This is a genomic window from Fischerella muscicola PCC 7414 (genome assembly GCF_000317205.1).
GTDB lineage: Bacteria > Cyanobacteriota > Cyanobacteriia > Cyanobacteriales > Nostocaceae > Fischerella > Fischerella muscicola.
In genome coordinates this window covers 1-22,825 of record NZ_AJLK01000004.1, presented here as the reverse complement: position 1 = coordinate 22,825, position 22,825 = coordinate 1, and the positions used below count along the sequence as shown (strand labels likewise).

At 40.4% G+C, this 22,825-nt stretch carries 20 protein-coding genes and 1 pseudogene; 15 read left to right on the top strand and 6 right to left on the bottom strand.

Annotated elements, in window-relative coordinates:
• Positions 1-76: 76 nt before the first annotated feature.
• The 5 genes and pseudogenes from UYI_RS31640 (at position 77) to UYI_RS0100315 (ending at position 8,395) form a co-directional block, all read left to right on the top strand.
• On the top strand, positions 77-3,718 hold the full coding sequence (locus UYI_RS31640; protein WP_016864702.1) for a response regulator: 3,642 nt from the start codon (positions 77-79) through the stop codon (positions 3,716-3,718).
• Positions 3,719-4,015: 297 nt separating this feature from the next.
• Positions 4,016-4,210: pseudogene (locus UYI_RS39925) on the top strand (hypothetical protein); the annotation flags it as partial.
• 165 nt (positions 4,211-4,375) lie between these two features.
• Complete coding sequence (locus tag UYI_RS0100325) at positions 4,376-5,200, top strand: CheR family methyltransferase (protein WP_016864700.1); 825 nt, start codon at positions 4,376-4,378, stop codon at positions 5,198-5,200.
• 77 nt (positions 5,201-5,277) lie between these two features.
• Positions 5,278-5,859: a chemotaxis protein CheB gene (locus UYI_RS0100320; RefSeq protein ID WP_016864699.1), complete on the top strand. Its 582-nt coding sequence runs from the start codon at positions 5,278-5,280 to the stop codon at positions 5,857-5,859.
• A gap of 199 nt (positions 5,860-6,058) precedes the next feature.
• A complete protein-coding gene (locus UYI_RS0100315) occupies positions 6,059-8,395 on the top strand; it encodes a hybrid sensor histidine kinase/response regulator (protein ID WP_016864698.1) in 2,337 nt (778 codons plus the stop codon).
• Here UYI_RS0100315 and UYI_RS36300 read toward each other — a convergent pair.
• Complete coding sequence (locus UYI_RS36300) at positions 8,378-8,590, bottom strand: hypothetical protein (RefSeq protein WP_071588797.1); 213 nt, start codon at positions 8,588-8,590, stop codon at positions 8,378-8,380. The two genes, UYI_RS0100315 and UYI_RS36300, sit on opposite strands and share 18 nt — an antisense overlap.
• Before the next feature lie 136 nt (positions 8,591-8,726).
• Between UYI_RS36300 and UYI_RS31635 the strand changes: the two genes are divergently transcribed.
• Positions 8,727-9,056 (top strand): hypothetical protein, encoded by a 330-nt coding sequence (locus UYI_RS31635; protein WP_035137879.1) that lies wholly within the window; start codon positions 8,727-8,729, stop codon positions 9,054-9,056.
• Positions 9,057-9,340: 284 nt separating this feature from the next.
• Positions 9,341-11,035 carry an ABC-F family ATP-binding cassette domain-containing protein gene (locus UYI_RS0100305; RefSeq protein WP_016864695.1) on the top strand — a complete coding sequence of 565 codons (1,695 nt, stop codon included), beginning with the start codon at positions 9,341-9,343 and terminating at the stop codon, positions 11,033-11,035.
• Positions 11,036-11,092: 57 nt separating this feature from the next.
• Here UYI_RS0100305 and UYI_RS0100300 read toward each other — a convergent pair whose 3' ends face one another.
• Positions 11,093-12,493 carry a GAF domain-containing protein gene (locus UYI_RS0100300; protein WP_016864694.1) on the bottom strand — a complete coding sequence of 467 codons (1,401 nt, stop codon included), beginning with the start codon at positions 12,491-12,493 and terminating at the stop codon, positions 11,093-11,095.
• 566 nt (positions 12,494-13,059) lie between these two features.
• Between UYI_RS0100300 and gpmI the strand changes: the two genes are divergently transcribed.
• From gpmI to UYI_RS38520, 5 genes are all read left to right on the top strand, one after another.
• Positions 13,060-14,658 carry a 2,3-bisphosphoglycerate-independent phosphoglycerate mutase gene (gene gpmI, locus UYI_RS0100290; protein WP_016864692.1) on the top strand — a complete coding sequence of 533 codons (1,599 nt, stop codon included), beginning with the start codon at positions 13,060-13,062 and terminating at the stop codon, positions 14,656-14,658.
• Between the two features lie 88 nt (positions 14,659-14,746).
• Positions 14,747-14,980: a preprotein translocase subunit SecG gene (gene secG / locus UYI_RS0100285; RefSeq protein WP_016864691.1), complete on the top strand. Its 234-nt coding sequence runs from the start codon at positions 14,747-14,749 to the stop codon at positions 14,978-14,980.
• A 227-nt stretch (positions 14,981-15,207) separates the two neighbouring features.
• Positions 15,208-16,089 carry a peptidase gene (locus UYI_RS31630; protein ID WP_199332191.1) on the top strand — a complete coding sequence of 294 codons (882 nt, stop codon included), beginning with the start codon at positions 15,208-15,210 and terminating at the stop codon, positions 16,087-16,089.
• A complete protein-coding gene (locus UYI_RS38525; protein WP_016864689.1) occupies positions 16,086-16,316 on the top strand; it encodes a hypothetical protein in 231 nt (76 codons plus the stop codon). Before UYI_RS31630 ends, UYI_RS38525 begins: the two co-directional genes overlap by 4 nt.
• 21 nt (positions 16,317-16,337) lie before the next feature.
• A complete protein-coding gene (locus tag UYI_RS38520; RefSeq protein WP_016864688.1) occupies positions 16,338-16,538 on the top strand; it encodes a hypothetical protein in 201 nt (66 codons plus the stop codon).
• A 19-nt stretch (positions 16,539-16,557) separates the two neighbouring features.
• Here the strand turns inward: UYI_RS38520 and UYI_RS0100270 are convergent, their stop codons facing one another.
• Positions 16,558-16,935, bottom strand: a complete 378-nt coding sequence (locus tag UYI_RS0100270) for a hypothetical protein (protein WP_016864687.1) — start codon at positions 16,933-16,935, stop codon at positions 16,558-16,560.
• Between the two features lie 418 nt (positions 16,936-17,353).
• Here UYI_RS0100270 and UYI_RS0100265 point away from each other — a divergent pair, with 418 nt between their 5' ends.
• Positions 17,354-17,779 (top strand): hypothetical protein, encoded by a 426-nt coding sequence (locus UYI_RS0100265; RefSeq protein ID WP_016864686.1) that lies wholly within the window; start codon positions 17,354-17,356, stop codon positions 17,777-17,779.
• Positions 17,780-18,038: 259 nt separating this feature from the next.
• Here UYI_RS0100265 and UYI_RS0100260 read toward each other — a convergent pair whose 3' ends face one another.
• The gene (locus tag UYI_RS0100260; RefSeq protein ID WP_016864685.1) at positions 18,039-18,443 is read right to left on the bottom strand and encodes a hypothetical protein; all 405 of its coding nucleotides are present in this window, start codon (positions 18,441-18,443) and stop codon (positions 18,039-18,041) included.
• A gap of 711 nt (positions 18,444-19,154) precedes the next feature.
• On the opposite strand from UYI_RS0100260, the gene UYI_RS0100255 reads away from it, so the two are divergent.
• Positions 19,155-20,051 carry a phytanoyl-CoA dioxygenase family protein gene (locus UYI_RS0100255; protein ID WP_016864684.1) on the top strand — a complete coding sequence of 299 codons (897 nt, stop codon included), beginning with the start codon at positions 19,155-19,157 and terminating at the stop codon, positions 20,049-20,051.
• A 138-nt stretch (positions 20,052-20,189) separates the two neighbouring features.
• Here the strand turns inward: UYI_RS0100255 and UYI_RS0100250 are convergent, their stop codons facing one another.
• Positions 20,190-20,720 (bottom strand): GNAT family N-acetyltransferase, encoded by a 531-nt coding sequence (locus UYI_RS0100250; RefSeq protein WP_016864683.1) that lies wholly within the window; start codon positions 20,718-20,720, stop codon positions 20,190-20,192.
• Positions 20,721-20,802: 82 nt separating this feature from the next.
• Positions 20,803-21,717 (bottom strand): metallophosphoesterase family protein, encoded by a 915-nt coding sequence (locus UYI_RS0100245; RefSeq protein ID WP_016864682.1) that lies wholly within the window; start codon positions 21,715-21,717, stop codon positions 20,803-20,805.
• Between the two features lie 118 nt (positions 21,718-21,835).
• Between UYI_RS0100245 and UYI_RS0100240 the strand changes: the two genes are divergently transcribed.
• A complete protein-coding gene (locus UYI_RS0100240; RefSeq protein WP_016864681.1) occupies positions 21,836-22,726 on the top strand; it encodes a hypothetical protein in 891 nt (296 codons plus the stop codon).
• The last annotated feature ends 99 nt before the right edge of the window (positions 22,727-22,825 follow it).

Genomic DNA, 22,825 nt, shown 5'->3' with positions numbered 1-22,825 from the left:
TGAAAGTAGTTGGGGATCTGTCCTTCTTGATTTTTTAATTGGTAACTAATAAATTGATTGATAAACTAAATCACAAATGGTAAATAATAATTGCAATATTGGTGCAAAAATCGGTGCGGGATTTGCTCTGGGTTTATCCCTGATCACTGCTCTGGGAATAATATCATACCGCACTACTAATAATTTAATTGATAATTATCGTTGGCAAAGTCACTCCTATGAAGTAATGGGCGAATTAGATGATTTAATGTCCCAACTCAAAGATGCAGAAACAGCACAAAGAGGTTATATTATTACTGGAGAAAAACGTTATTTGCAACCTTACAATAATGCATTACCTAATATTCAGCAAAGTCTCAAAGACTTACGTAAATTAACAGCAGATAATCCTCAAACAACAATTAAATTAGCTAATATAGAGACATTAATTAATCAAAGATTAGTTGTAGATCAAAAAAGCATTAATTTACGGCGAAATCAGGGTTTTGCAGTTGCTAGACAACTAATATTGACAGATCAAAGTAAGATTTTAACAGACAAAATCCGTAGTCTAGTTACAGAGATGGAAGCCGAAGAAATTCGACTTCTACAACAGCGTACTAACCGGGCTCAAATTGCTGCTCAGCAGGCAACTGATACTATTATTTATGGTATCCCTCTAGCTTTTTTATTGCTAACTTTAATTGGTGCTTATCTCACCAGAAATATTTCTAAACCACTCGCAGAAATCTCCAAAGCTACAGAAAAATTAGCAGCAGGTGATTTGTCTGTAAATGTGCCAATTGACAACCGTAGGGATGAAATAGGGATATTGGCACAAGCATTTAATCAGATGATCGCTAATCTCCGGGCAACAACTCTCAAAAATAATGAACAAAACTGGCTTAAGTCTAATCTTGCCAAGTTTAGCCAGATGTTGCAAGGTCAAAGAAATCTGGAAAATGTAGCCAGAATAATTCTCTCAGAAATTGTACCATTGGTGGATGCACAACAAGGTGTTTTCTATTTCATGGAGTTTGAAGATGAGCAACCGATCCTCAAATTACTGGGTAGCTATGCACACCAAGAAAGTAAAAATTTATCAAGTAAATTCCGCTTGGGTGAAGGATTGGTGGGACAATGTGCTCAAGAAAAACAAAAAATTATACTTACAGACGTACCAAGTGATTATATCCGCATTCGTTCTGGCTTAGGAGAAGCTAAGCCTTTAAATATCATCGTTTTGCCTGTGCTATTTGAAAACCAGGTAATAGCAGTAATTGAATTAGCCTCTTTACAGAAATTTCGAGAAATTCATCTGACTTTTTTAGATCAAGTTAGTGAAATTATTGGTATAGTTTTGAACGCGATCGCTGCTGACATTCGCACTCAAGAACTACTAGAAGAATCTCAGCAATTAACCCAACAATTACAAATTCAACAACAAGAACTTACACAAAAAAATCAGCGTTTAGAAGAACAGGCAAAAGAACTACAAACCTCAGAAGAACTCTTGAAACAACAACAACAAGAATTAGAAGAGTCGAACGAAGAGTTACAACAACTAAACGCTGAACTAGAAGAAAAAGCAGAATTATTATCCAACAAAAATAAAGAAGTAGAACGCAAAAATCAAGAAATCGAACAAGCTAGATTATCATTAGAAGAAAAAGTCGAACAACTAGCAGTATCTTCTAAATACAAATCTGAATTTCTTGCCAACATGTCCCACGAATTGCGGACACCACTCAACAGTTTATTAATACTAGCAAAAATTCTCGCAGACAATGCTGAAGGCAATCTCACTGACAAGCAAATCGAATACAGCCAAACAATCTACTCCTCTGGGAACGATTTATTGTCCCTGATTAATGACATACTCGACTTAGCCAAAATAGAATCGGGAACCATGTCTATTGATATGGTTCAAATCACAATTGCTGATTTATGTGAGCCATTAGAACGTACTTTTAGACAAGTAGCAATTGACAAAGGATTGAATTTCACAATTGAATTAGACCCACAACTACCATCGACAATCTATACTGATGCCAAGCGGCTACAACAAATCCTCAAAAACCTACTTGCTAACGCTTTTAAATTTACAGAAAAAGGTGAAGTCAGCTTAAAAATCTTTGTAGCCAAACAAGGCTGGAGTTTTGATCACGAAACACTAAATCAGGCAGAAAAAATTATTGGTTTTGCAGTCAAAGATACAGGTATTGGTATCGCTCCGGAAAAACAAAAAATCATTTTTGAGGCTTTCCAACAAGCAGACGGTACTACCAGTCGTAAATTTGGTGGTACAGGATTAGGCTTATCTATCAGCCGAGAAATTACCCGTTTATTTGGTGGGGAAATAAAACTAGTCAGCCAGCTGGGGGAAGGGAGTACCTTTACACTGTATTTACCCCAACCACTTTCTGGTGCTGGGGAGATGGGGAGAACCGGAGATGGGGTGAAGTCTTCTGTCCACCACCCCACCACCCCACCACCCCATCACACTCCCCCCACCCCCCTGATCTCCACTCCAGTCATCGACGACAGAGACAACATCCAACCGGGCGATCGCACTTTATTAATTGTGGAAGATGACACTAAGTTCGCCCGGATTCTCTTAGATATGGCGCGACAATCTGAATTTAAAGGTATCCTGGCTCATAGTGGTAATACTGGTTTGGCGCTAGCACAGGAATATCAACCAACAGCAATTTTATTAGATATTCATTTACCGGGAATCGATGGTTGGACAGTACTAGATCGCCTCAAACACAACCCCAATACCCGCCATATTCCTGTACATGTGATGACAGTAGAAGAAGGAAAACAGCGCAGTTTACAACAAGGTGCGATCGCTTATTTGCAAAAACCGATTAGCAGTGAGACATTACAGGAAGCACTAACTAAAATCAAAGGTTTCGTAGACAGGCGAGTTAAAAATCTGTTGATCGTAGAAGATGACGACAATCAACGTCAAAGTATTGTGACATTAATTGGTAACGACGACGTTGCTACCACTGCTGTCAGTAATGGTACCCAGGCATTATCCGCGATCGCCAATGGAAAATTTGATTGTGTAGTTCTAGATTTAGGACTACCAGATATGAGTGGTTTTGAATTGATTGAACAAATCAAAAAATTACCGAATGTTGAGACACTACCTATTATTGTCTATACTGCTAGGGAATTGACCAGAAGCGAAGATACGCAACTGCAACGTATCGCCGAGACAGTAATTGTCAAAGATGTGCGATCGCCGGAACGACTTTTAGATGAAACTGCTTTATTTTTACACCGTGTTCAAGCCAATTTACCCGCACCTAAACGTCAAATTCTCGAACAATTACAAACTTCCGACAACCTATTAGCAGACAAAAAAATATTGATTATCGATGACGATGTTCGCAATATCTTTGCCCTGACTAGTCTGCTTGAGCGTTATCAAATGCAAGTCTTATATGCTGAAAATGGCAGCGATGGGATTGCTGTTTTAGAAAATAATCCTGATATTAATGCTATCTTGATGGATGTGATGATGCCAGAAATGGATGGTTACGAAACCACCCGCCGCATCCGCGCTAATCCTGATTTTAAATCTCTGCCGATTATTGCCTTGACTGCCAAAGCCATGCAAGGCGATCGCGAAAAGTGTATTGAGGCTGGTGCATCCGACTATATTACCAAGCCTGTTGACACAGAACAATTACTTTCGCTATTGCGTGTTTGGTTGTACCGATAGTATTCGTTCCTCAGATAGAGGTATGAGAGATTATTTTTTATTTGTGGGTAGATGTGGGATTTAATACTTTCACATTATAAATAAGATGATCAGAAAATTTTGGATTTTAGATTTTGAATTTGGATTGAATCCACGGATAAATCCGCTTTATTTTACCATTAAGGAATAATACCAATTCAATTAATGATTGCAACACATCCCTTGGATAAAGACGCGATGAATCGCGTCTCTAAAACGTGGCCTATCTGTCGCATTCTTTTGGCGAATTGCTGAGGGGGTGACAACCGCAGTCAACTTGTGGCAGGGCAAGCCTTTCAGGTGACGGACGCCCTCAAAGATAAAAAGCAACAGCAAGATTTTTCTTATTCATCAGCACTCAAAACTCCTATTTTCACAAAGCGCGATCGCGCTCAATTAATTCTCATCTTTTCAGCAGTGATTAAAGTGAAAGGCAAGCCAAGCCTAAGTTACATCCCCCTTGTCACCCCCTCAGGGCGAATTGGTATAATTGGTCAATTGTCAATGGCAAATCAACAACCAACAACTAACCACTCTTGTAGAGACGCGATGTTCCTCGTGTCTCTACCCACTAACTACTAACTACTAACCACTAACTACTAACAAAATATATTTATTTCATCTAATTAATTAAAAAACATGGAGAGAGAAGAACTGGAAGATGTAGAAATTCAATTGTTATTAGAAGGGATATATCGTTATTACGGGTTTGATTTTAGAAACTATGCTTTAGCTTCCCTCAAACGCCGGATTTGGAATACTGTTAAAACTGAAGGATTAACCACTATCTCTGGACTGCAAGAGAAAGTCCTTCATGAACCAGAATGCCTAGAGAGATTAGTATTAAATTTATCGATTAATGTCACGGCAATGTTCCGAGATCCGAGCTTTTTTTTAACTTTTAGAAAAAAAGTAATTCCCATCTTAAGAACTTATCCTTTTATTCGTATTTGGCACGCTGGCTGTTCTACTGGTGAAGAAGTATATTCGATGGCAATTTTACTAAAAGAAGAAGGACTTTATCACCGCTCACGTTTATATGCCACTGACATTAATGAAACAGTTTTGCGTAAAGCTAAATCAGGAATTTTTCCATTAGCGATGATGCAAGAATATACTCAGAACTATATACAAGCAGGTGGCAATAAATCTTTTTCTGAGTATTATACAGCAGCTTACGGAAATGCTATTTTTTCATCAGAACTTAAAGAAAATATAATTTTTTCCTTACATAATTTAGCTACTGATAATTCTTTTAATGAATTTCATGTAATTTTTTGTCGTAATGTCTTAATATATTTTAATAAAATTCTTCAGCATCGAGTTCATAAACTTTTTTACGAAAGCTTAATTAGATTTGGAATTTTAGGATTAGGACGTCAAGAATCGATCAGATTTACACCCCATGAACAAGACTATGAACAATTAGTTAGTAGTGAAAAATTTTATCGAAGAGTAAGTTAAATTTTGTTGTTTGTTGCTTGTTGATTGTTGCTTGGAGAATCAACCACCAACCACCAACCACTAACACATAAAAACTTATGACATATAAACTCATTGTGATTGGTACATCTTTTGGCGGACTAGAAGCATTACAAGTCATATTATCGGGATTGCCCAAAACTTTCCCTGTACCAATAGCCGTTGTCCAACACCGTCACAAAACTTCTGATGATACACTAAGATTCTTATTACAAAGTTACACTAATTTAGTCGTTAAGGAGGCAGAAGACAAAGAAGAAATTTTACCTGGGTGGGTATACTTAGCTCCCGCAGATTATCACTTGTTAATAGAAAGTAAAGACAAAACAGTTTCTCAACCTTATTTTTCTCTATCTACCGATGCCCCCGTCACCTACGCACGGCCATCAATTGATGTGCTATTTGAAACTGCGGCGGATGCTTATAAACAAAAAGTTATCGGTGTACTGTTGACAGGAGCAAATCAAGATGGTGTTCAAGGACTGGCAAAAATCAAAGCACGCGGGGGAATGACTATAGTTGAAGAACCTGAGAGTGCCTTTTGTGCAATTATGCCCGCAGCAGCGATCGCCTTCAAAGTTGCAAATCAAGTTTTACCCTTAGTAGATATTCCTTCTTTCTTAGTAAAAATTTGTAATTGATGTCGCCTATTTTAGAGAAGCTATAAATAGTGTACTAATTAATTAAGTATATAAAACTCCTTGTTACCATCCCCAAGACCTATTTTCAAGCCAGCTAAAGTTATAACTTAAGATAGTGTGAATTCAGCTAGCTTTAGCGTCACAGTCAATAGGAAGACGTAAAAACGGCTTGTTCTATTTCTAAAAGTGTATATTTGAAATGTCATTTGAGCCTAAAGTTAATGTTCTGTTGGTAGATGACCATCCAGAGAATTTGCTAGCCCTAGAGGCAATTTTAGACAGCCTTGGTCAAAACTTGGTAAGGGCTACATCAGGCGCAGAAGCCTTGCGAAATCTATTGAATCAGGATTTTGCCGTGATTTTGCTGGATGTACAAATGCCAGATCTGGACGGGTTCGAGACAGCAGCCTTGATTAGACAACGAGAGCGATCGCGGCATACACCAATAATTTTTGTAACGGCATTCAACACCAGTGACAACATGGTCTTTAGAGGATATTCTTTGGGTGCAGTAGACTATCTCTTTAAGCCCATAGAACCGGAAATATTGAAGTCCAAAGTAGCAGCATTTATTGATTTATTCCAAAAAAGTGCCGAAGTGAAGCGACAAGCCGCACAGTTAGCAGCAATGAATGCTGAACTTAAAAAACGCGAAGAAATGTTTCGTTCTTTGAGTGCTTGTTCACCCGTAGGCATTTTTTTAACTGATCCTAGTGGTAAATGTACTTATGCTAACCCCCGCTACCATGCTATTTTTGGTTTAACACCAGAGCAAAGTTTAGACGAAGGCTGGATCACAACAATTCATCATGAAGATCAACAATCAGTAGTTGCAAATTGGTATGCTGCTGCTACTGAAGGTAGGGGATACAAAGGAGAGTTTCGCATCATCACTCCAGCAGGAATTGAGCGCTGGGTTTATATGTCCTCATCACCAATGCTTTCCGAAGAAGGCAATGTCATCGGTTTTACAGGTACATCAGAAGACATCACAGAACGCAAAAAAGCTGAAGAAGAACATATCAAACTTATTCGCGAACAAACAGCACGCCAAGAAGCAGAAACAGCAAATCGCCTCAAAGATGAATTTTTAGCCACCCTCTCCCATGAACTCCGCACACCCTTAACATCTATACTGGGTTGGGCAAGACTGCTGCGACAGCGAAAATTAAATGAAGAAGCGATCGACCGTGCTATAGAAACAATTGAACGCAATGCTGGTTTACAAGCTCAGCTTATAGAAGATATCCTAGATGTCTCGCGCATTATGCGAGGCAAGCTTACTCTTAATATTTGTCCAGTTAACTTAGTTAACTTAACTGCAACAGTTGTAAATAGCATACGTCTAGAAGCAGAAGCAAAAAAAATTCAACTTGAATACGTAGTTGAACTCAACGAAACAGAGAACACGGCGACGCAACGATACGACGACACGGAAAATAAAGAGGACGCAGGGATGCAGGGACACGGGGACACGAGGAATACAGATGAAATACTCTCCGCGTCCCCGCCTCTTCCAGTCACCGCGTCTTCCGTAATCGTCTCTGGTGATCCTAATCGCCTACAACAAGTTCTATGGAACTTGCTTAACAATGCCATTAAATTTACCCCCTCTGACGGTAGGGTAGAAGTACGCCTAGAAGTAGTAAACGATTGGGAGATGGGGAGAACCGGAGATGGGGAGAAAGTGGAATCAACCTCTCCCCACCACTCCACTACTCTACGACCCCATCACAAAAACCACTATGCCCAAATTACCATCACTGACACAGGTGTTGGCATTAGTCCAGAATTTCTCCCCTACGTTTTTGATCGTTTCCGTCAAGCAGACGGGAGTATAACTAGAAACCACGGCGGTTTAGGATTAGGATTAGCGATCGTACGTTATTTAGTGGAAATGCATGGTGGTAGTGTTCATGCTGATAGTTCAGGAGTCGGACAGGGAGCAACATTTAGTGTAAAGTTGCCATTGTTGGCAACACAGCAAGTATCCCAAGATCAGGAATCAAAAAACCAAGAATGTGCTGTTGCTACCAAAGCAGAGGGAAATTTCCCGAAAGCGCCTGTTCTCCAAAGATGGAAATTAAAACAAACAGAACAGATAACGAAAACAGCTTCCCCCAGTTCTGTTATAGAATCATCCTTGAGTGGTTTGCAGGTGTTAGTCGTGGATGACGATACTGATACACGAGAATATGTAACCACCGTGCTGCAAGAATCGGGAGCAGAGGTAACAGCAGTTGATTCGGTACAATCGGCACTTTTAATGATTGCAAAATCCTTACCGGATGTGTTGATTAGTGATATCAGTATGCCTGAAGAAGATGGATACACATTAATACGTAAAATACGAAACTTACAGCCAGAACAAGGAAGAGATTTACCTGCGATCGCATTAACAGCTTATGCTAGACCACAAGATTGTCAACAAGCCCTTGATGCAGGTTTTCAGATCTATGTTTCCAAGCCAGTTGAACCAAATCAATTAATTCACTCCGTAGCAAAATTAATGCAGAGATTAGGTGCGGGAAGCTAGGAGGGGAGGATGGGGTGATGGGGTGATGGGGTGATGGGGAGGTGGGGGGCTAGGGGTCCCCACTTTGTGGGGTTGGGGGGCAATGGGGAACTCACCGGACCCCACGACCGACAGGGAGTGGGGATTAGGGGCAGTGGGGAGATGGGGTGATGGGGAGTAGTAGTCATTAACTACTAACCACCAACAACCAACCATCAACCACCAACCACTAACTATTAACTAATATGTAAATTTTTCATAATATTAAATTCAGTACTGCTCATGTTTATATTTCGTTATTTAATTGCCTGATTAATTGTTTTATACTAAATTGACATTACCTTAAAGATTAATGCTCGATTTCAACAGCTTAGTGGAGTTTTCCCGCACCAACTGCGTTAGCATTTGTGCATTTCTCGTGCCAGCAAACTTACTTGCAACGCTGTTGACGATGGTTTTTGCTGCACTCCGTCGCCCGTCATATCAAGTTTGGCAATCAGCAATAGTAGCCTGTATATTTGCTGTTGTGATGATACTGCACGTTTACACTTGGTTTATGATCGGCGTAGTCATGATTCCCACTTATGTTTTGTTGTGGCTAGCTATTACCTGTTTGCTTTGTAATGTAGGGTCAATTGTATTTCACAGACGTAACACCAACGCCCCAATTTTTGGAAGATAATCCCCAACACGCTAAACAATTAAAGTATATTCAATAGCCCGTCTGTACGGCCTTTTATTAGTATTTATCCACAGAAGAGGAAGTTAGACAATTAACACAACAGCAGTCTTCTGAACAAGACGATATTTAAAAATTGATGCAGCAACTATCAGTGCATCACTCACTAAAATCTTTTTCTTTGTCTTCAAGGAATTATTCACATCAAATTTGTAGTTAAATTTTGTTAAGATTGGACTCGATGTGAGTTAGCCTTCCCTGCTTGTTGCTTACCTTGGAGACACTCAATGCTGCGACTAGAACATATTAGTAAAATTTATCCGACTGGCGAAGTTCTCAAGGATATTAATTGGGAAGTTAAAACAGGCGATCGCGTTGGTTTAGTTGGGGTTAACGGCGCTGGTAAATCTACCCAACTCAAAATCATCACGGGTAAAATAGAGCCAACCTCTGGCGAAGTTATTCGTCCTGCCAGTTTACACATATCTTATCTCAATCAAGAATTTGATGTAGATCCTAGTCGCACTATCAAAGAAGAATTGTGGACAGTCTTTAAGGAAGCAAACCAGGTACAGTTATCTTTGGTGCAGGTGCAAAAGCAGATGGAAACCGCCTCTCCAGAAGAACTGGATAAACTAATTAATAAGTTGGATAAGCTGCAACGGCAATTTGAAGCCCTAGATGGTTACGGCTTAGAAGCACGCATTGGCAAGATATTACCAGAAATCGGTTTTGAACCAGAAGACGGCGATCGCCTCGTTAGTGCCTTCAGTGGTGGTTGGCAAATGCGGATCAGTTTGGCTAAAATCCTCCTGCAAGAACCTGATTTATTACTGTTAGACGAGCCAACAAACCACCTAGATTTAGAAACAATTGAGTGGTTAGAAAATTACCTCAAAGGCTTGAATACACCAATGGTCATAGTTTCCCATGACCGGGAGTTTTTAGATCGTCTCTGCACTCAAATAGTCGAAACAGAACGAGGTGTTTCTACTACTTATCTTGGTAACTATTCAGCATATTTACAACAAAAATCTGAAAACCAAACAGCACAACTGAGTGCCTACGAACGTCAGCAAAAAGAATTAGAAAAACAACAAGCTTTTGTTGATAAATTCCGTGCTAGCGCCACCCGTAGCACCCAAGCCAAAAGCCGTGAAAAACAACTAGAAAAAATCGAGCGTATCGAAGCCCCTACAGTAGGAGTGAAAACACTACAATTTCGTTTCCCCCCTGCACCCCGAAGTGGCAGAGAAGTTGTAGAAATTAAAAACTTAACTCACATCTACGATGACAAAATTCTATTTTTAGGGGCAAATCTCCTGATTGAGAGAGGCGATCGCATCGCCTTTGTTGCTCCCAATGGCGCTGGTAAATCAACATTACTGCGCCTAATTATGGGTATGGAACAACCCACAGAAGGTGTTGTCAAACTAGGCGAACATCATGTGATCCCAGGATATTTTGAACAAAACCAAGCAGAAGCTTTAGACTTAGAAAAAACAGTCATGGAAACCATTCATGACGAAGTACCTGATTGGAAAAACGAAGACGTTCGCACCTTATTAGGACGCTTTTTATTTAGTGGTGATACAGTCTTCAAAAAAGTTGCGGCTTTAAGTGGTGGTGAAAAAGCGCGTTTAGCATTAGCAAAAATGTTGTTGTGTCCAGCGAATTTATTAATATTAGATGAGCCAACAAACCACTTAGATATTCCCGCCAAAGAAATGCTGGAAGAAGCACTACAAAACTACGATGGCACAGCGATAATTGTTTCTCACGACCGCTATTTTATTTCTCAGGTAGCTAATAAAATTGTAGAAATTCGCGATGGTGAATTCCGAGTTTACTTAGGTGACTACCATTACTACCTTGAGAAAATAGCTGAAGAAAAAGAACAAGCGAGATTAGCAGCGATCGCTGCTGAAAAAGCTGCCAAAAAAGCTGCTAAAGCTGCCAAGGCTGCTGCCAAGAAGAAGTAAATACCACTACAATTTATGGCTGCGATCGCACCTCAGTTCAGGCTACATACCAAGCCTTTATTCTTCAAAAAGTGATGGACTTGACTCGATAGAGTTATCAAAATCGGGCGTTGGGAATTGCATGGATCGCCGCATCTTAGTAACAAGTCTGATTAGTACCTCCTGTTGTTGTTTTATACGTTGCAAATTACCAATTTGCTTATGTACATGTTGGTTTAGCTCATGTTCGTGAATCGCGAAGGCAAATTGTTTACCCACCTCCGTTGCTAGTTCAATTTCCTCGGTTGTCCACTCACGAGTTTGTGCTTTTGTGGACTCTCGCCAAGCATTAAACGATTGACGGGGGTAAAGCAACCGCTCGTCGGAGTCACACTCTCCTGCCCACAAAGGTTCTGTCTGAGTTTCGTCTCGAAAAATACTTAAGTATCCCAGCAATTGCTGACGATACACAAGTGGAATCATCAAGATGCTACGAACTTTGGATGAAGTGAAAGCCACTTGTAAAAAACGGAACTCATGTATTTGATAAATGTCGGAAATTGCCCAAACATCATAATTCCCAAACTTATAATGTTCCTGCCAGATGCTATACTGCTCCATCAATTGATATTTTGCCAGTTCTGGCATCACAGGTTGTTTGCCGTAGGCATAAACCTTGAGGTGATTGCTGGAGGTTTCCAAACAGTCTAAAAAGCTCTTGGCATTGCCGTCTTGGAGATTAAATCCTTCATTTCTCATGCACAGCCTGCCACCAGAACCACCGAATGCGGTAACGGTTTGTGCCAAAGCTGACTGAAATTCAACAGTAGATAGTGAATGTAGTAGGGTGACAATGTGCTTGATGGTAGCTTCCTGTGAAGCTGTTTGCGGCACTTGGGAAAGAAGGGCACTTTGAGCGATCGCTACTGACAACTGATCAACAACCATCTGCACCACTTCCACTTCCGATTCTGCAATCGAACGAGGTTCTGCATGGTGAGACGCCAGCAACCCCCAGAGTTGATCATCATGCAGAATAGGTAATACGAGAGAAGATTTAACCCCCATCGCCGTTAGGTATTCCAAATGGCACGGATCAACAGGGCGGTAGCGGAACTCCTCAGAGATCATTTCTCCTGTTTCCGAATCATACAGGGGGCTTTGACCAATTTGCTTAGTATCAACATTCACAATCGAACGCACCCGTACCTTGAGATACAAATCACGGTATTGGGGCGGAATTTCATCCCCAGGAAAATGTAGCCCCAACACCGACGGCAACCGATTATGATCTACAGATTCAGCAATAACTTGACCGCTTCCATCTGGATTAAACTTGTAAATTTTTACTCTATCAATTTCCAAAAACGACCGTAACTCTGCCACTGTTGCTGTCAAAATCACCTGCAATTCTAGCTTTTGACGGATATAGCTTGTAAGCTGGCGCAGTAAACTTTTTTGCTTGAAATTATCCTGCATATATTAAATTTTGAGCAGTAATGAGGGAACAACCAAGTTTGCTATTTTTGCCTTCATCTAAGCATTTTGGCGGATATCCGCATCTTGGCAACAATTTTTCACAATCATCTCATTGAGGGGACACCCGCGAATAAATTTTGGGGATTCGCCCATATTTTGATAGCGGGGCTGTCCTGGTAATTGGTAATGGGTAATTGGTGAGCCAGCGCGCCCCAAGGGGGGTTCTCCCCCAATCCCCACTCCCTGTCGGTCGTGGGGGCCGGTGAGTCCCCCATGAGCGTAAGCGCGAACCCGTAAGGGTAATTAAGATACTGATGATTTTTCCAATGCCCAATGCCCAACAACGAAGCATTATTAAGTAGCATTACAAAATTAATTACACATTCTTCAAGCTATTCCCCCTTCCCCGATCCCCGATCCCCAACCCCTCACTACCACAAAGTTTAAGAAATATCTAAAAAATAGAAAAACTCTCATATAAGAAGTTAATAAGCACAAATCTACTTGCAGCTGCGGTTAGCAGTGGTATCATTCGGGTATTACAAAAAGTAAAGGGCAATTTTATTATGACCAAAGCACCTGTTGCTCCCGTGGTGCTAGTCATTTTAGACGGATGGGGCTACTGCGAGGAGACAAAAGGAAATGCTATTGCCGCTGCTAAGACTCCGGTAATGGATAGCTTATGGGCAGCATATCCGCATACCCTTATCCGCACATCAGGAAAAGCGGTAGGGTTGCCAGAGGGTCAAATGGGTAACTCTGAAGTTGGTCACTTGAACATTGGCGCTGGCAGGGTTGTACCCCAAGAGTTGGTACGCATTTCTGATACAGTAGAAGATGGTTCCATCCTCAAAAATTCAGCACTTGTCAGCATTTGTCAAGAAGTCCGAAGTCGCAATGGTAAATTGCACATGATCGGGCTTTGTTCTGAGGGTGGTGTACACTCGCACATTAGCCATCTGTTTGGACTACTTGACTTAGCAAAAAGTCAGGAAATATCAAACATTTGCATCCATGCAATCACTGATGGCCGCGATACCACCCCCACAGACGGCATTAACTCCATCGCACTGATCCAGGACTACATTGACCGGATCGGAGTCGGACGCATAGTCACCCTTAGTGGTCGCTACTATGCAATGGATCGCGATCGCCGTTGGGATCGGGTTCAACGTGCCTACGATGTGATGACAAAAGATAGTTCTGGCAATGGTCATTCTGCCGTAGAAGTTCTGCAAGCATCCTATGCAGAGGGTGTAACAGACGAGTTTATAGTTCCAGTCAGAATAGCGCCTGGAGCCATAGAACCAGGAGATGGGGTCATATTTTTCAACTTCCGTCCCGATCGCGCCAGACAACTCACCCAAGCTTTCGTGAGTCCAGAATTTAATGGTTTTGAAAGAAAGCTGATCACGCCACTGTCCTTTGTCACCTTTACACAGTACGACCCAGAATTGCCAGTAAAGGTTGCCTTTGAACCGCAAAATTTAAGTAATATTCTCGGAGAAGTCATTTCTCAGCATCATCTCAAACAGTTTCGTACCGCCGAAACTGAAAAATACGCCCACGTTACCTACTTCTTCAATGGAGGACTAGAAGAACCCTTCCCAGGAGAAGACAGGCAACTAGTTAATAGTCCTATGGTTGCTACCTACGACAAAGCGCCGACGATGTCGGCCCAAGCAGTTACAGATGTAGCAGCAGCAGCTATTGAAAAGGGTATTTATTCCTTAGTTGTAATTAACTATGCTAACCCAGACATGGTGGGACACACTGGTCAGATCCCAGCAACAGTAGAAGCAATTGAAGCAGTAGATCAGTGTTTAGGTCGCCTGCTGACCAGTATAAGTAAAGCTGGAGGTACAGCAATTATTACAGCTGACCATGGCAACGCCGAACACATGATAGATGAGAATGGCAACCCCTGGACGGCTCACACTACTAACCCAGTCCCTCTGATTATCGTGGAAGGAGAACAGGCGAAAATCCCTGGTCATGGCGGCAATGTTACCTTGCGTAACGATGGCAAACTAGCTGACATCGCTCCTACGATTTTGCAGATTTTACAGCTACCTCAACCACCAGAAATGACTGGGCGATCGCTTTTGCAACCAACAGAGTACGATGTGCAACTTTCTCGCGCACCCGTGCAAGTGGGGCTGTAAAGAGTTCATAATAGTGAATTATGAATGAGAATTTTATACAATTCATAATTCACAATTCATAATTCATAATTCATAAACATTTTCTACTATGACCGTTTCTAACGTTGTACAAGGTATCTGGGTTTTTTCTGCAATTGCCTTGATAGTCCTAGTGTTATTACATAGCCCCAAAGGTGATGGTATCGGAGCCATTGGTGGACAAGCTCAATTATTTAGCAGCACCAAAAGTGCAGAAAAAACATTAAACCAAGTGACTTGGGCTTTGACAGTCATTTTTCTTGGTTTATCTGTGGTTTTGAGCGCCGGTTGGCTCCCTAAATAGAAGTGTGAGGAGTGGGGGAAGTGTGAGAAGTGGTGAAGAAGACAAAGAGGACAAGGGAGACAAGGAAGACAAACGATTCATTGCTTCCCAACCATCAACCACCAACCCTACCCTTACGGGAAGCCACTACGTGTCTACGGGTTCGCCAGTCCCCCTACCCTTACCTTAAGCCGCTACCTGCGGAAGCCGCTTCGCGTCTACGCGTCTACGTGACGGGAACCGCCTTTTTGGGGGGCTGGACTCACCACCAACTACCAACCAACAACCATCAACTAACAAGTTTAGTTTGGCGACGTTTACTAGCATTCATTGGATTAGCTGTAATCACGGGACTGCTCGTTATCTTAACTAACGTGCAGTCGTTTGCCATTCCCCCCTCATCTCCCCCCACCTCCCTACCTCTCCCCCAACCCCATCCCCTACCGTCCACACTGATGCGGTGGCAAGATACAACTAATAGCGGTGACTACTTTTCTCAAGTTGCACCAACACCAGTAGGTTATTTAGTTTGGTCACAGTTTCCAGTTAAGGTTTATATAGAAACACCGCCAACAATAGATCCTAAGCAAGCCCAAGCATGGGTTAATCATGTCTTACAGGCTGTACACGAGTGGAATGCTTATTTACCTTTACAGGTAGTCGAAAACCAAAAAGTAGCTGACATTACTGTTATACGGAAGAACCCACCACTGCAAAAGTTGCCTAATAGCAATATTCCCCGGGCGCGTTCCGCTCAAACTACTTACGAATTTTACAATAATAAAAATATTTTATACCATCGCTTCACTATCCTGCTCAGTCCCAACCAAACAGGACAATATCTTTTAGCTGCTGTTCGCCATGAACTAGGCCATGCTTTAGGAATATGGGGACATAGCCAGTCACAGAGTGATTCTTTATACTTTTCCCAAGTTCGCAATCCCCCACCAATTTCTGCGAGAGATGTCAACACACTGAAGCGAGTGTATGAACAACCAACTAGTTTAGGATGGACTTTACGAAGCTTTAGGACTTCGCCAAAATCTAAAATCGCGTCAAGCAAAAAAACTGGTTGCTGTCGTTCCATGTTGCCTTTGGAGGAATTTGGTTTGGAACAGCTTTATGTATGATTGCGATCGCTTTGAGTAACCGTAACACTACTAATGGTGACGAGTTGTATGCAATCAACTCAATTTTGAAACTATTAGATGATTTTGTAATTATCCCTGCTGCTAACCTAGCTTTATTAACGGGTGGACTGCTGTGCTGGCTGACAGTTTGGGGATTTTTCAAACACTACTGGGTAATAGTAAAGTGGGTAGCAACTGTAACATTGATTACTTTTGGAACTTTGTGATTAGGTCCTTGGACAAATGCTATGACTGCTATATCTCAAGCACAGAGATTACAAGCGTTGCAAAATCCACTTTATGTCTTTGACCAAAAAGCAATAATTGTAGGTGCAATCATTCAAACTGTCAGCATTTTAGCCATCATTGTTATTTCGGTTCTCAAACCTTGGAGAAGGAGCAATATTCAGAAACAAGAGCCGAAAGAAGCTGTTGTTTCTGGTAGTTAAGGAACTATTAATACCAAAATCAAAACCAACCACAATCAGTTGTGGTGTATGGTTTATATACGTTCGGAACTATATTTTTTTGCCCAGCAAACTTCCTTCCGTAATAACCATCATCAAAACCACGGGCAAATTCACCACCAGCGGTGCGTGGCTTGTATGCTTTGCCTTTTTTAGCATTCTCACGTCCTTGGCGATACCCATCAGCGTAAGCTTGGGGATGATAGGCCGGATCTTCATCAACAAGCCAATGGGTAATCGGATAACAATAGTTCAATGGATAAAAAGGATAGAAATCATGATAGCGGTAGCGTCGATGAGCTTGAGCTGGTTGATCGTTGAGGAGAAAACTAGTAGCGGTCATTAAAGCCACTAGACTTGTCATAACTATCTTTTTCATAATATTAGTCTCCAGAGTTATAGAACTCCTGGTACTTTTAAGATATCGGTAACAACATTTAATTGCCATCACCTGTTAGGGTGAGCAAAACAATTTTTATTTGAGATTAGGAATTGGAGATAAAGAACTCACAACTTTGAATATAAGTAAGCCAACGAAGTTATATAGCATTCTTAAATCATTTATGAACAAAAAGCTCCCCGACTTTTTATAAAGTTCGGGGAGCTAGGCGATGTGATTGTTTACAACTCAAATAGGATTGCTATATAACAATCTTGTTTTTATCTACCATAGAAACTAGACAAAATTTTCTGGGTCATTTAGAAAGGAAATAGCCAGGTAAAGATAGTACGGGGTTGATATTTTGCAGTCCTCGTCAGCGAAAATTGCCTCTACAAAAGTTACAGGAGATCATGCGGTGAGTAATCTGGGCAAAAAAAGATTAGATGTAGCGATCGCGATCGCTGCTTGCGCCATTGGTGGTGGTGGTATTTCAGCTGCGCCGACTCCTGGCGTAGAAGTTCCGAAGCAGGTTGTTTTAACTGCCTCTGATATTGCCATGTACACTTCGATCTGGAAAATCTATTTTGAAGAAGATTTATCTAGCAAACAAGTGATAGAAATGTTGGTAGAGATAGGTTTAGTAACAGTAGCAGCAGTAGGAACAGCTTATATTGTTTCCAAAGCAACCACAGCAATATTGTGTGAAATTACAGACTGGCTTGGGCCAGCAGGTTGGGGTATTGCAGCAGCGATCGCAGGTTCTTTAACAGGTTTATTTGGCGCTGCTTGGGCAGTATACTGCGATTATCTTTACCGTCAAAAAGAGCAACAACCTGCGTAATTTTGTCATTGGTCATTCGTCATTACAAAGGACAAATGACCAATGACCAATGACTGTTGCTAACTTTTAAAACACACCAACTTTATCTATTTTTTCCCAATGTCGTAAAGCGATCGCACTAAATCCCAGAGGTACTAGTTTATCTGTGCGTACCTCCCTCTACCCCAGAAAATTAAAGAAAAACTTTTATTCCAAAACATATCTCAACTCTGCGTTCCTTTGCGTTAAAAATATATTATTCCGATGCTTTACCAAAACACTACTGAATCAGATAACTGTGCCAAACCGGTTCAGTATCTTTACGACTCTGTTCAGGAAGCAGTAACCGCCACGTTTTACCCTCTTTTTGCAGTTGCAGATACACTTCAAACGGTTTGTTTGCTTGTGTTAATTTCCGTTTCGGTAGCTTGAAGGTGAGATCGTAGGTTCCACGAACCTGGTATGTAATCAGATTCTGGATCGTCAAGGGTTTTTCTTGGGTAATTGACAGGTGATTAATTTTAAACCCCTGAAAATCAAGATCCAACTGTTGGTTGAGTTGTTGTTGGGTTTTCTCCAACTGAAGTGCGATCGCTTTTTCCACTAACTGACTAGGTGGTGCAAGTACGCTAGTAGTACATGCAGTCAGTACTAATAGCATAATGACAATGATTGTTAGCCGCATTTTTTGCCGTATCACTGCTAAAAACAAAGTTTTAGGGAATATCAGGAATTTATACTACTCTTTCTGTAGGATATACCAGACTCCAGACTCAATCTGAAGTTACACCATCTGTTGTAATAATTTTCTCTTTCTAAGAAATTTAATGGTCTTAATTTTTGAGCAATTACTCCTTAATGGTAAAATTCCCCAGATTGATCTGTATAACTGCACTCTATGTGGCGACTCACTTTCACTATCTGTACCTTAGCAATCCAAAATCTAAAATCAGATGACTTAGTCAGATACTTTCAAAGCTTCATTTTCCTTTTCGGTAATTTTATTTTTTCAGGGAAAATATATGCCTGTGGCAGTAGTCAGCTTGATACTAGCTATACACTCTGATTTTGATTGATGAATATAAATTTTTTCTAAAAATTCAGTTCACAATAATAATTTCAGATATATCAGTGGTCATTTTTACATGATACAGTAATTACTTAGTTCATTTTTGTAAAGCAACGATAATTTTTTTATGAAACCCATTATGATTGATTAGACAAGTACACTTAATACTACTTACAATACATCAGAACTAAGTAGAATGAAAAAATAAACACCAGCCAATAAATTAGGTTTTCAACTAAAAAAGCGCTTAGGCTTTGCATTTTAACAACCTTCACAAAAAACATTATGTTATGCTCACTGTCTCATAGAAAATAAATCACTGGAAATATGAGTACTTTTGTTAAAAAGCTACGAAATCACGTTTTAAAGAATTTGTATCAAATTTCGTTCCTGCAAAATCAAGCTGAGCGGAATTACGAAGCTGCTGTTAAGCAGCACTCAGCAAATTTACCTGTGCTTTCAGTAGCTGATTTTAAGTTAGTTGAGTCTATAAAACGTGAAGGAGTAGTAGTAACTTCACTAGAATCTTTATCTATTCCACAGACAGAGAAAATGTTTTTGGCTGCACAAAAATTGATGCCAGAAGTAGCAAAGAGTGTGTGTGCAGAAGAACATGAATATGTTGTTCATGCTAGTTCTGAACAAATGATGCAGTATCCAGAAATATTTATGTGGGGACTGGAAAAACGTTTGCTTAATATAGTTGAAAATTATATTGGTCTACCTGTTGCCTATCATGGAGCATATTTTCGCAGAGACCTTGCCAACTCTGTTGAGCGAAAATCTAGGCTGTGGCATATAGACGTAGAAGACACAAAAATTCTTAAGATAATTGTGTATTTAAATGATGTAGATGATAATTGTGGTCCTTTTCAATACATCCCACAATCTTTAACTTCGACTGTAGCTCGTTCTTTAAGATATAAACATGGTTACATTCAAGAAAAAAGATTGCAAAATGTTTTATCTCCATCTTTATGGAAATCATGTACAGGATTGGCTGGTACAGTAGTTTTTGCAGCTACTTCCAAAGTTTTTCACAGAGGGAAAATTCCTGTAGATCAAGATAGATTCACAATCTTTTTTGACTATACAAGTAGACAACCTACATATCCATTCTATTGCAAGTCATCCCTGCCTTGGGAAGACTTACTATCACTAGCAGCAAAAGTGAATCTTTCCGAACAACAAAAGCAGTGTGTTTTTTGGCGTCCAAGTCTGTAAAAGTCAAGTTTTAGCTATTATCAGCTGCATACGCTCCACCACACAACAGCTAAAGATGAGGACTTGGGGCTAGTGAATTAAAAATGTAAAGAAAATAGGTTCTTTTTTGAGTTTTGAACTTAGATTTCTCTTTACTAATTAAAGATTTTGAAAATACGCGGGATATAGCACAGTACCAGTTATATTTTTCAAAGCAGCAGGTTGCAACTCTAATGCCATAAAAACTTCATCAGGAAAAGATAATGATGATTGCAAGCCAAATTTTCCTACTGTTTTGAAACCAAAGCGTTGATAGTAATGTGGATTGCCAACAACAATAACAATGGCATGATCTAATTCGCGACATTTTGATAAACCCACCTGCACCAGTCTGCTACCAATACCTTGGCGCTGATGTGATGATTTTACTGCCAGAGGTGCTAGTGCCAGTGCTGGAATATTTTGGTTGGGTGTTGCAATGATAATCTGACTAAAAAGAATGTGTCCTAATACTTCTTCTTTTTCTACTGCTACTAGTGAGAGTTCAGGTATAAAATTCTCCGATTTACGAATAATCTCTACAAGTTCAGCTACCTTGACTTGCCCAAAAGCTTCTGTAATTAATTGGTGAATTGCTAAGATTTCTTTGTTGCTTTCTGGAATAATATTAATTATTTTCAAAGCTATCATAACTAGACAAAGCTAGACTAAATTACTTGGTATAAATCTTTCTTAAATCTTCTGCCTTTCTTCGCTCATCTCTGGTATAAAATCAAGCAGAATTCAATGAAATAATACCTTGATCAAAAACGTGGTTGGCTGTATCTATACCACTAATTTCTATGCGATCCGCAAACACTTCATAGGCTGCAAAACTTAATCTTTCCACAGAATACTCCGTCCATTCATTTTTGCCCACAGGACGAGTACCTGCACCACCCCCACAAATTAAATAAGTTGTACCATTGATGATACGGGTACGTTCATAATGGTGTTCATGTCCATTGATATAAAGTTGCACACCATATTTTTGAAACAAAGGAGTGAAAATTTGAATAAAATCTGGGTTGCTACCATAGACACCTGATGCATATATGGGATGATGACCAAAAACAATTTTCCAGGTAGCATTACTGCGGCTTAATTCTTTTTCTAACCAATTTAGCTGGTTAATCCAGTCAGCATTACTATTAGTATCTAGTGCGAAAAACTGTATTTTATCCCGGCGAAATGTGTAGTAGCGTCCTTGCATATTAAAGCCTGCATATTTGACTTGCAAGTCGCCATTGGCAGTGCGAATATCGTGATTTCCTAAAGCAACTTGAAATTTTACATCTTGCTTTAGTAATGGAGCATAGGGACGCTCAAAGACTGCGTTGATTTTCTCAATTTCACCATTGGTATAGATATTATCTCCTGCTAAGATAACCAAATTATAAGGATTTTTGCTGTGATAATTAGCCATCGCTCTAGCTACAGCATATTGGCCTCTTGCACCTGTGCCTGTATCTGCGACAGAAACAAAGCGTAATAACAAATCTTTTTTGGTAGATGGATTAGCGGCTATTACCTTTGAGATTTGCTCGTTATTTTGACCAATAATCCCACGACTAATACTAGCTAAAAATCCTACACCGATCGCACCGAGTCCACTTAAAAATAAAAATTGACGACGTTTTAGTTTCATGTTTGGCAAAAATCATTAATTAAGTCAGTTTAACCCAAGCATTGAAATGATACATTAAGGCTGGGGAGGTAGCAGCCACAATATAAATCCTTGATTAGCTGCTCTAGGTGAAAGTTCCATGTCACAGGACAATCAGAATTCACAACCACCTTCTTCGTCACAACCGCAGGATAATACATCTCGTCAGACAAATAACCAGAGGCGACAGTCTTTTTGGAAGACTAAAACTATCCAAATTCTCAAAGGCGCGATCGCACTTTTAGAAACGACAGTAGAAAAGCTAGAGACAGAATCACCTGCAACTGATGTATCTCTCAACTGGTGGAGTAGACTTTTAGCCAAAATCCGCTCTTACTTACCAGCAAATTTATCAGCAAAGTTGTCAGATACAGCTTTGACAGGAGCGATCGCTATTTTTGCTGTGATCTTATTTTGGGCTACTTCCACCGTTTTCACAGGCAAACCCACCGAAATTGCCACTACTCCTCCTACTCCTCCTACTCCCCTCACCTCTCCATCTCCAACTGAAGAACCAACTGTAGCAGAAACACCACCACCTGTAGAGGAAGAAGAACCCACACCAATACCAGAAGAAACCACCCCACCACCCGAACCAGAAACAGAAGTAACTCCAACACCAACACCCACACCCACAATTGACAATCAACCAACAACAATCACCAATCAACCAGCAACGGTAGTATTAACACCAGAACAAATTTTAATTGCAACGATTGAAAATCAAGTAGCAGAAGTTAGCGATCGCTTTGCCTCTGGACTCATAAAATCGATCCAAGCTAACTTTCTCACTAGCAATTTAGATATCAAAATTAGCGATGATTGGTATACCCTCAGCGAATCCGAACAGAATAAACTCGCAGCTGAAATTCTCCAACGTTCTCAAGAACTAGACTTTACCCACCTAGAAATTAGCGACTCACAAAACAGGCTTGTTGCACGTAACCCTGTTGTGGGTACTGAAATGGTAATTTTTAGAAGACAAGCCTAATAGTGGTCATTTGTCAATTGTCAATTGTCATTTGTTAGTGGTTAGTGGTTGGTTGTTGATTGTTGCTTGTTGTAGAGACGTGCCATGGCACGTCTGTAC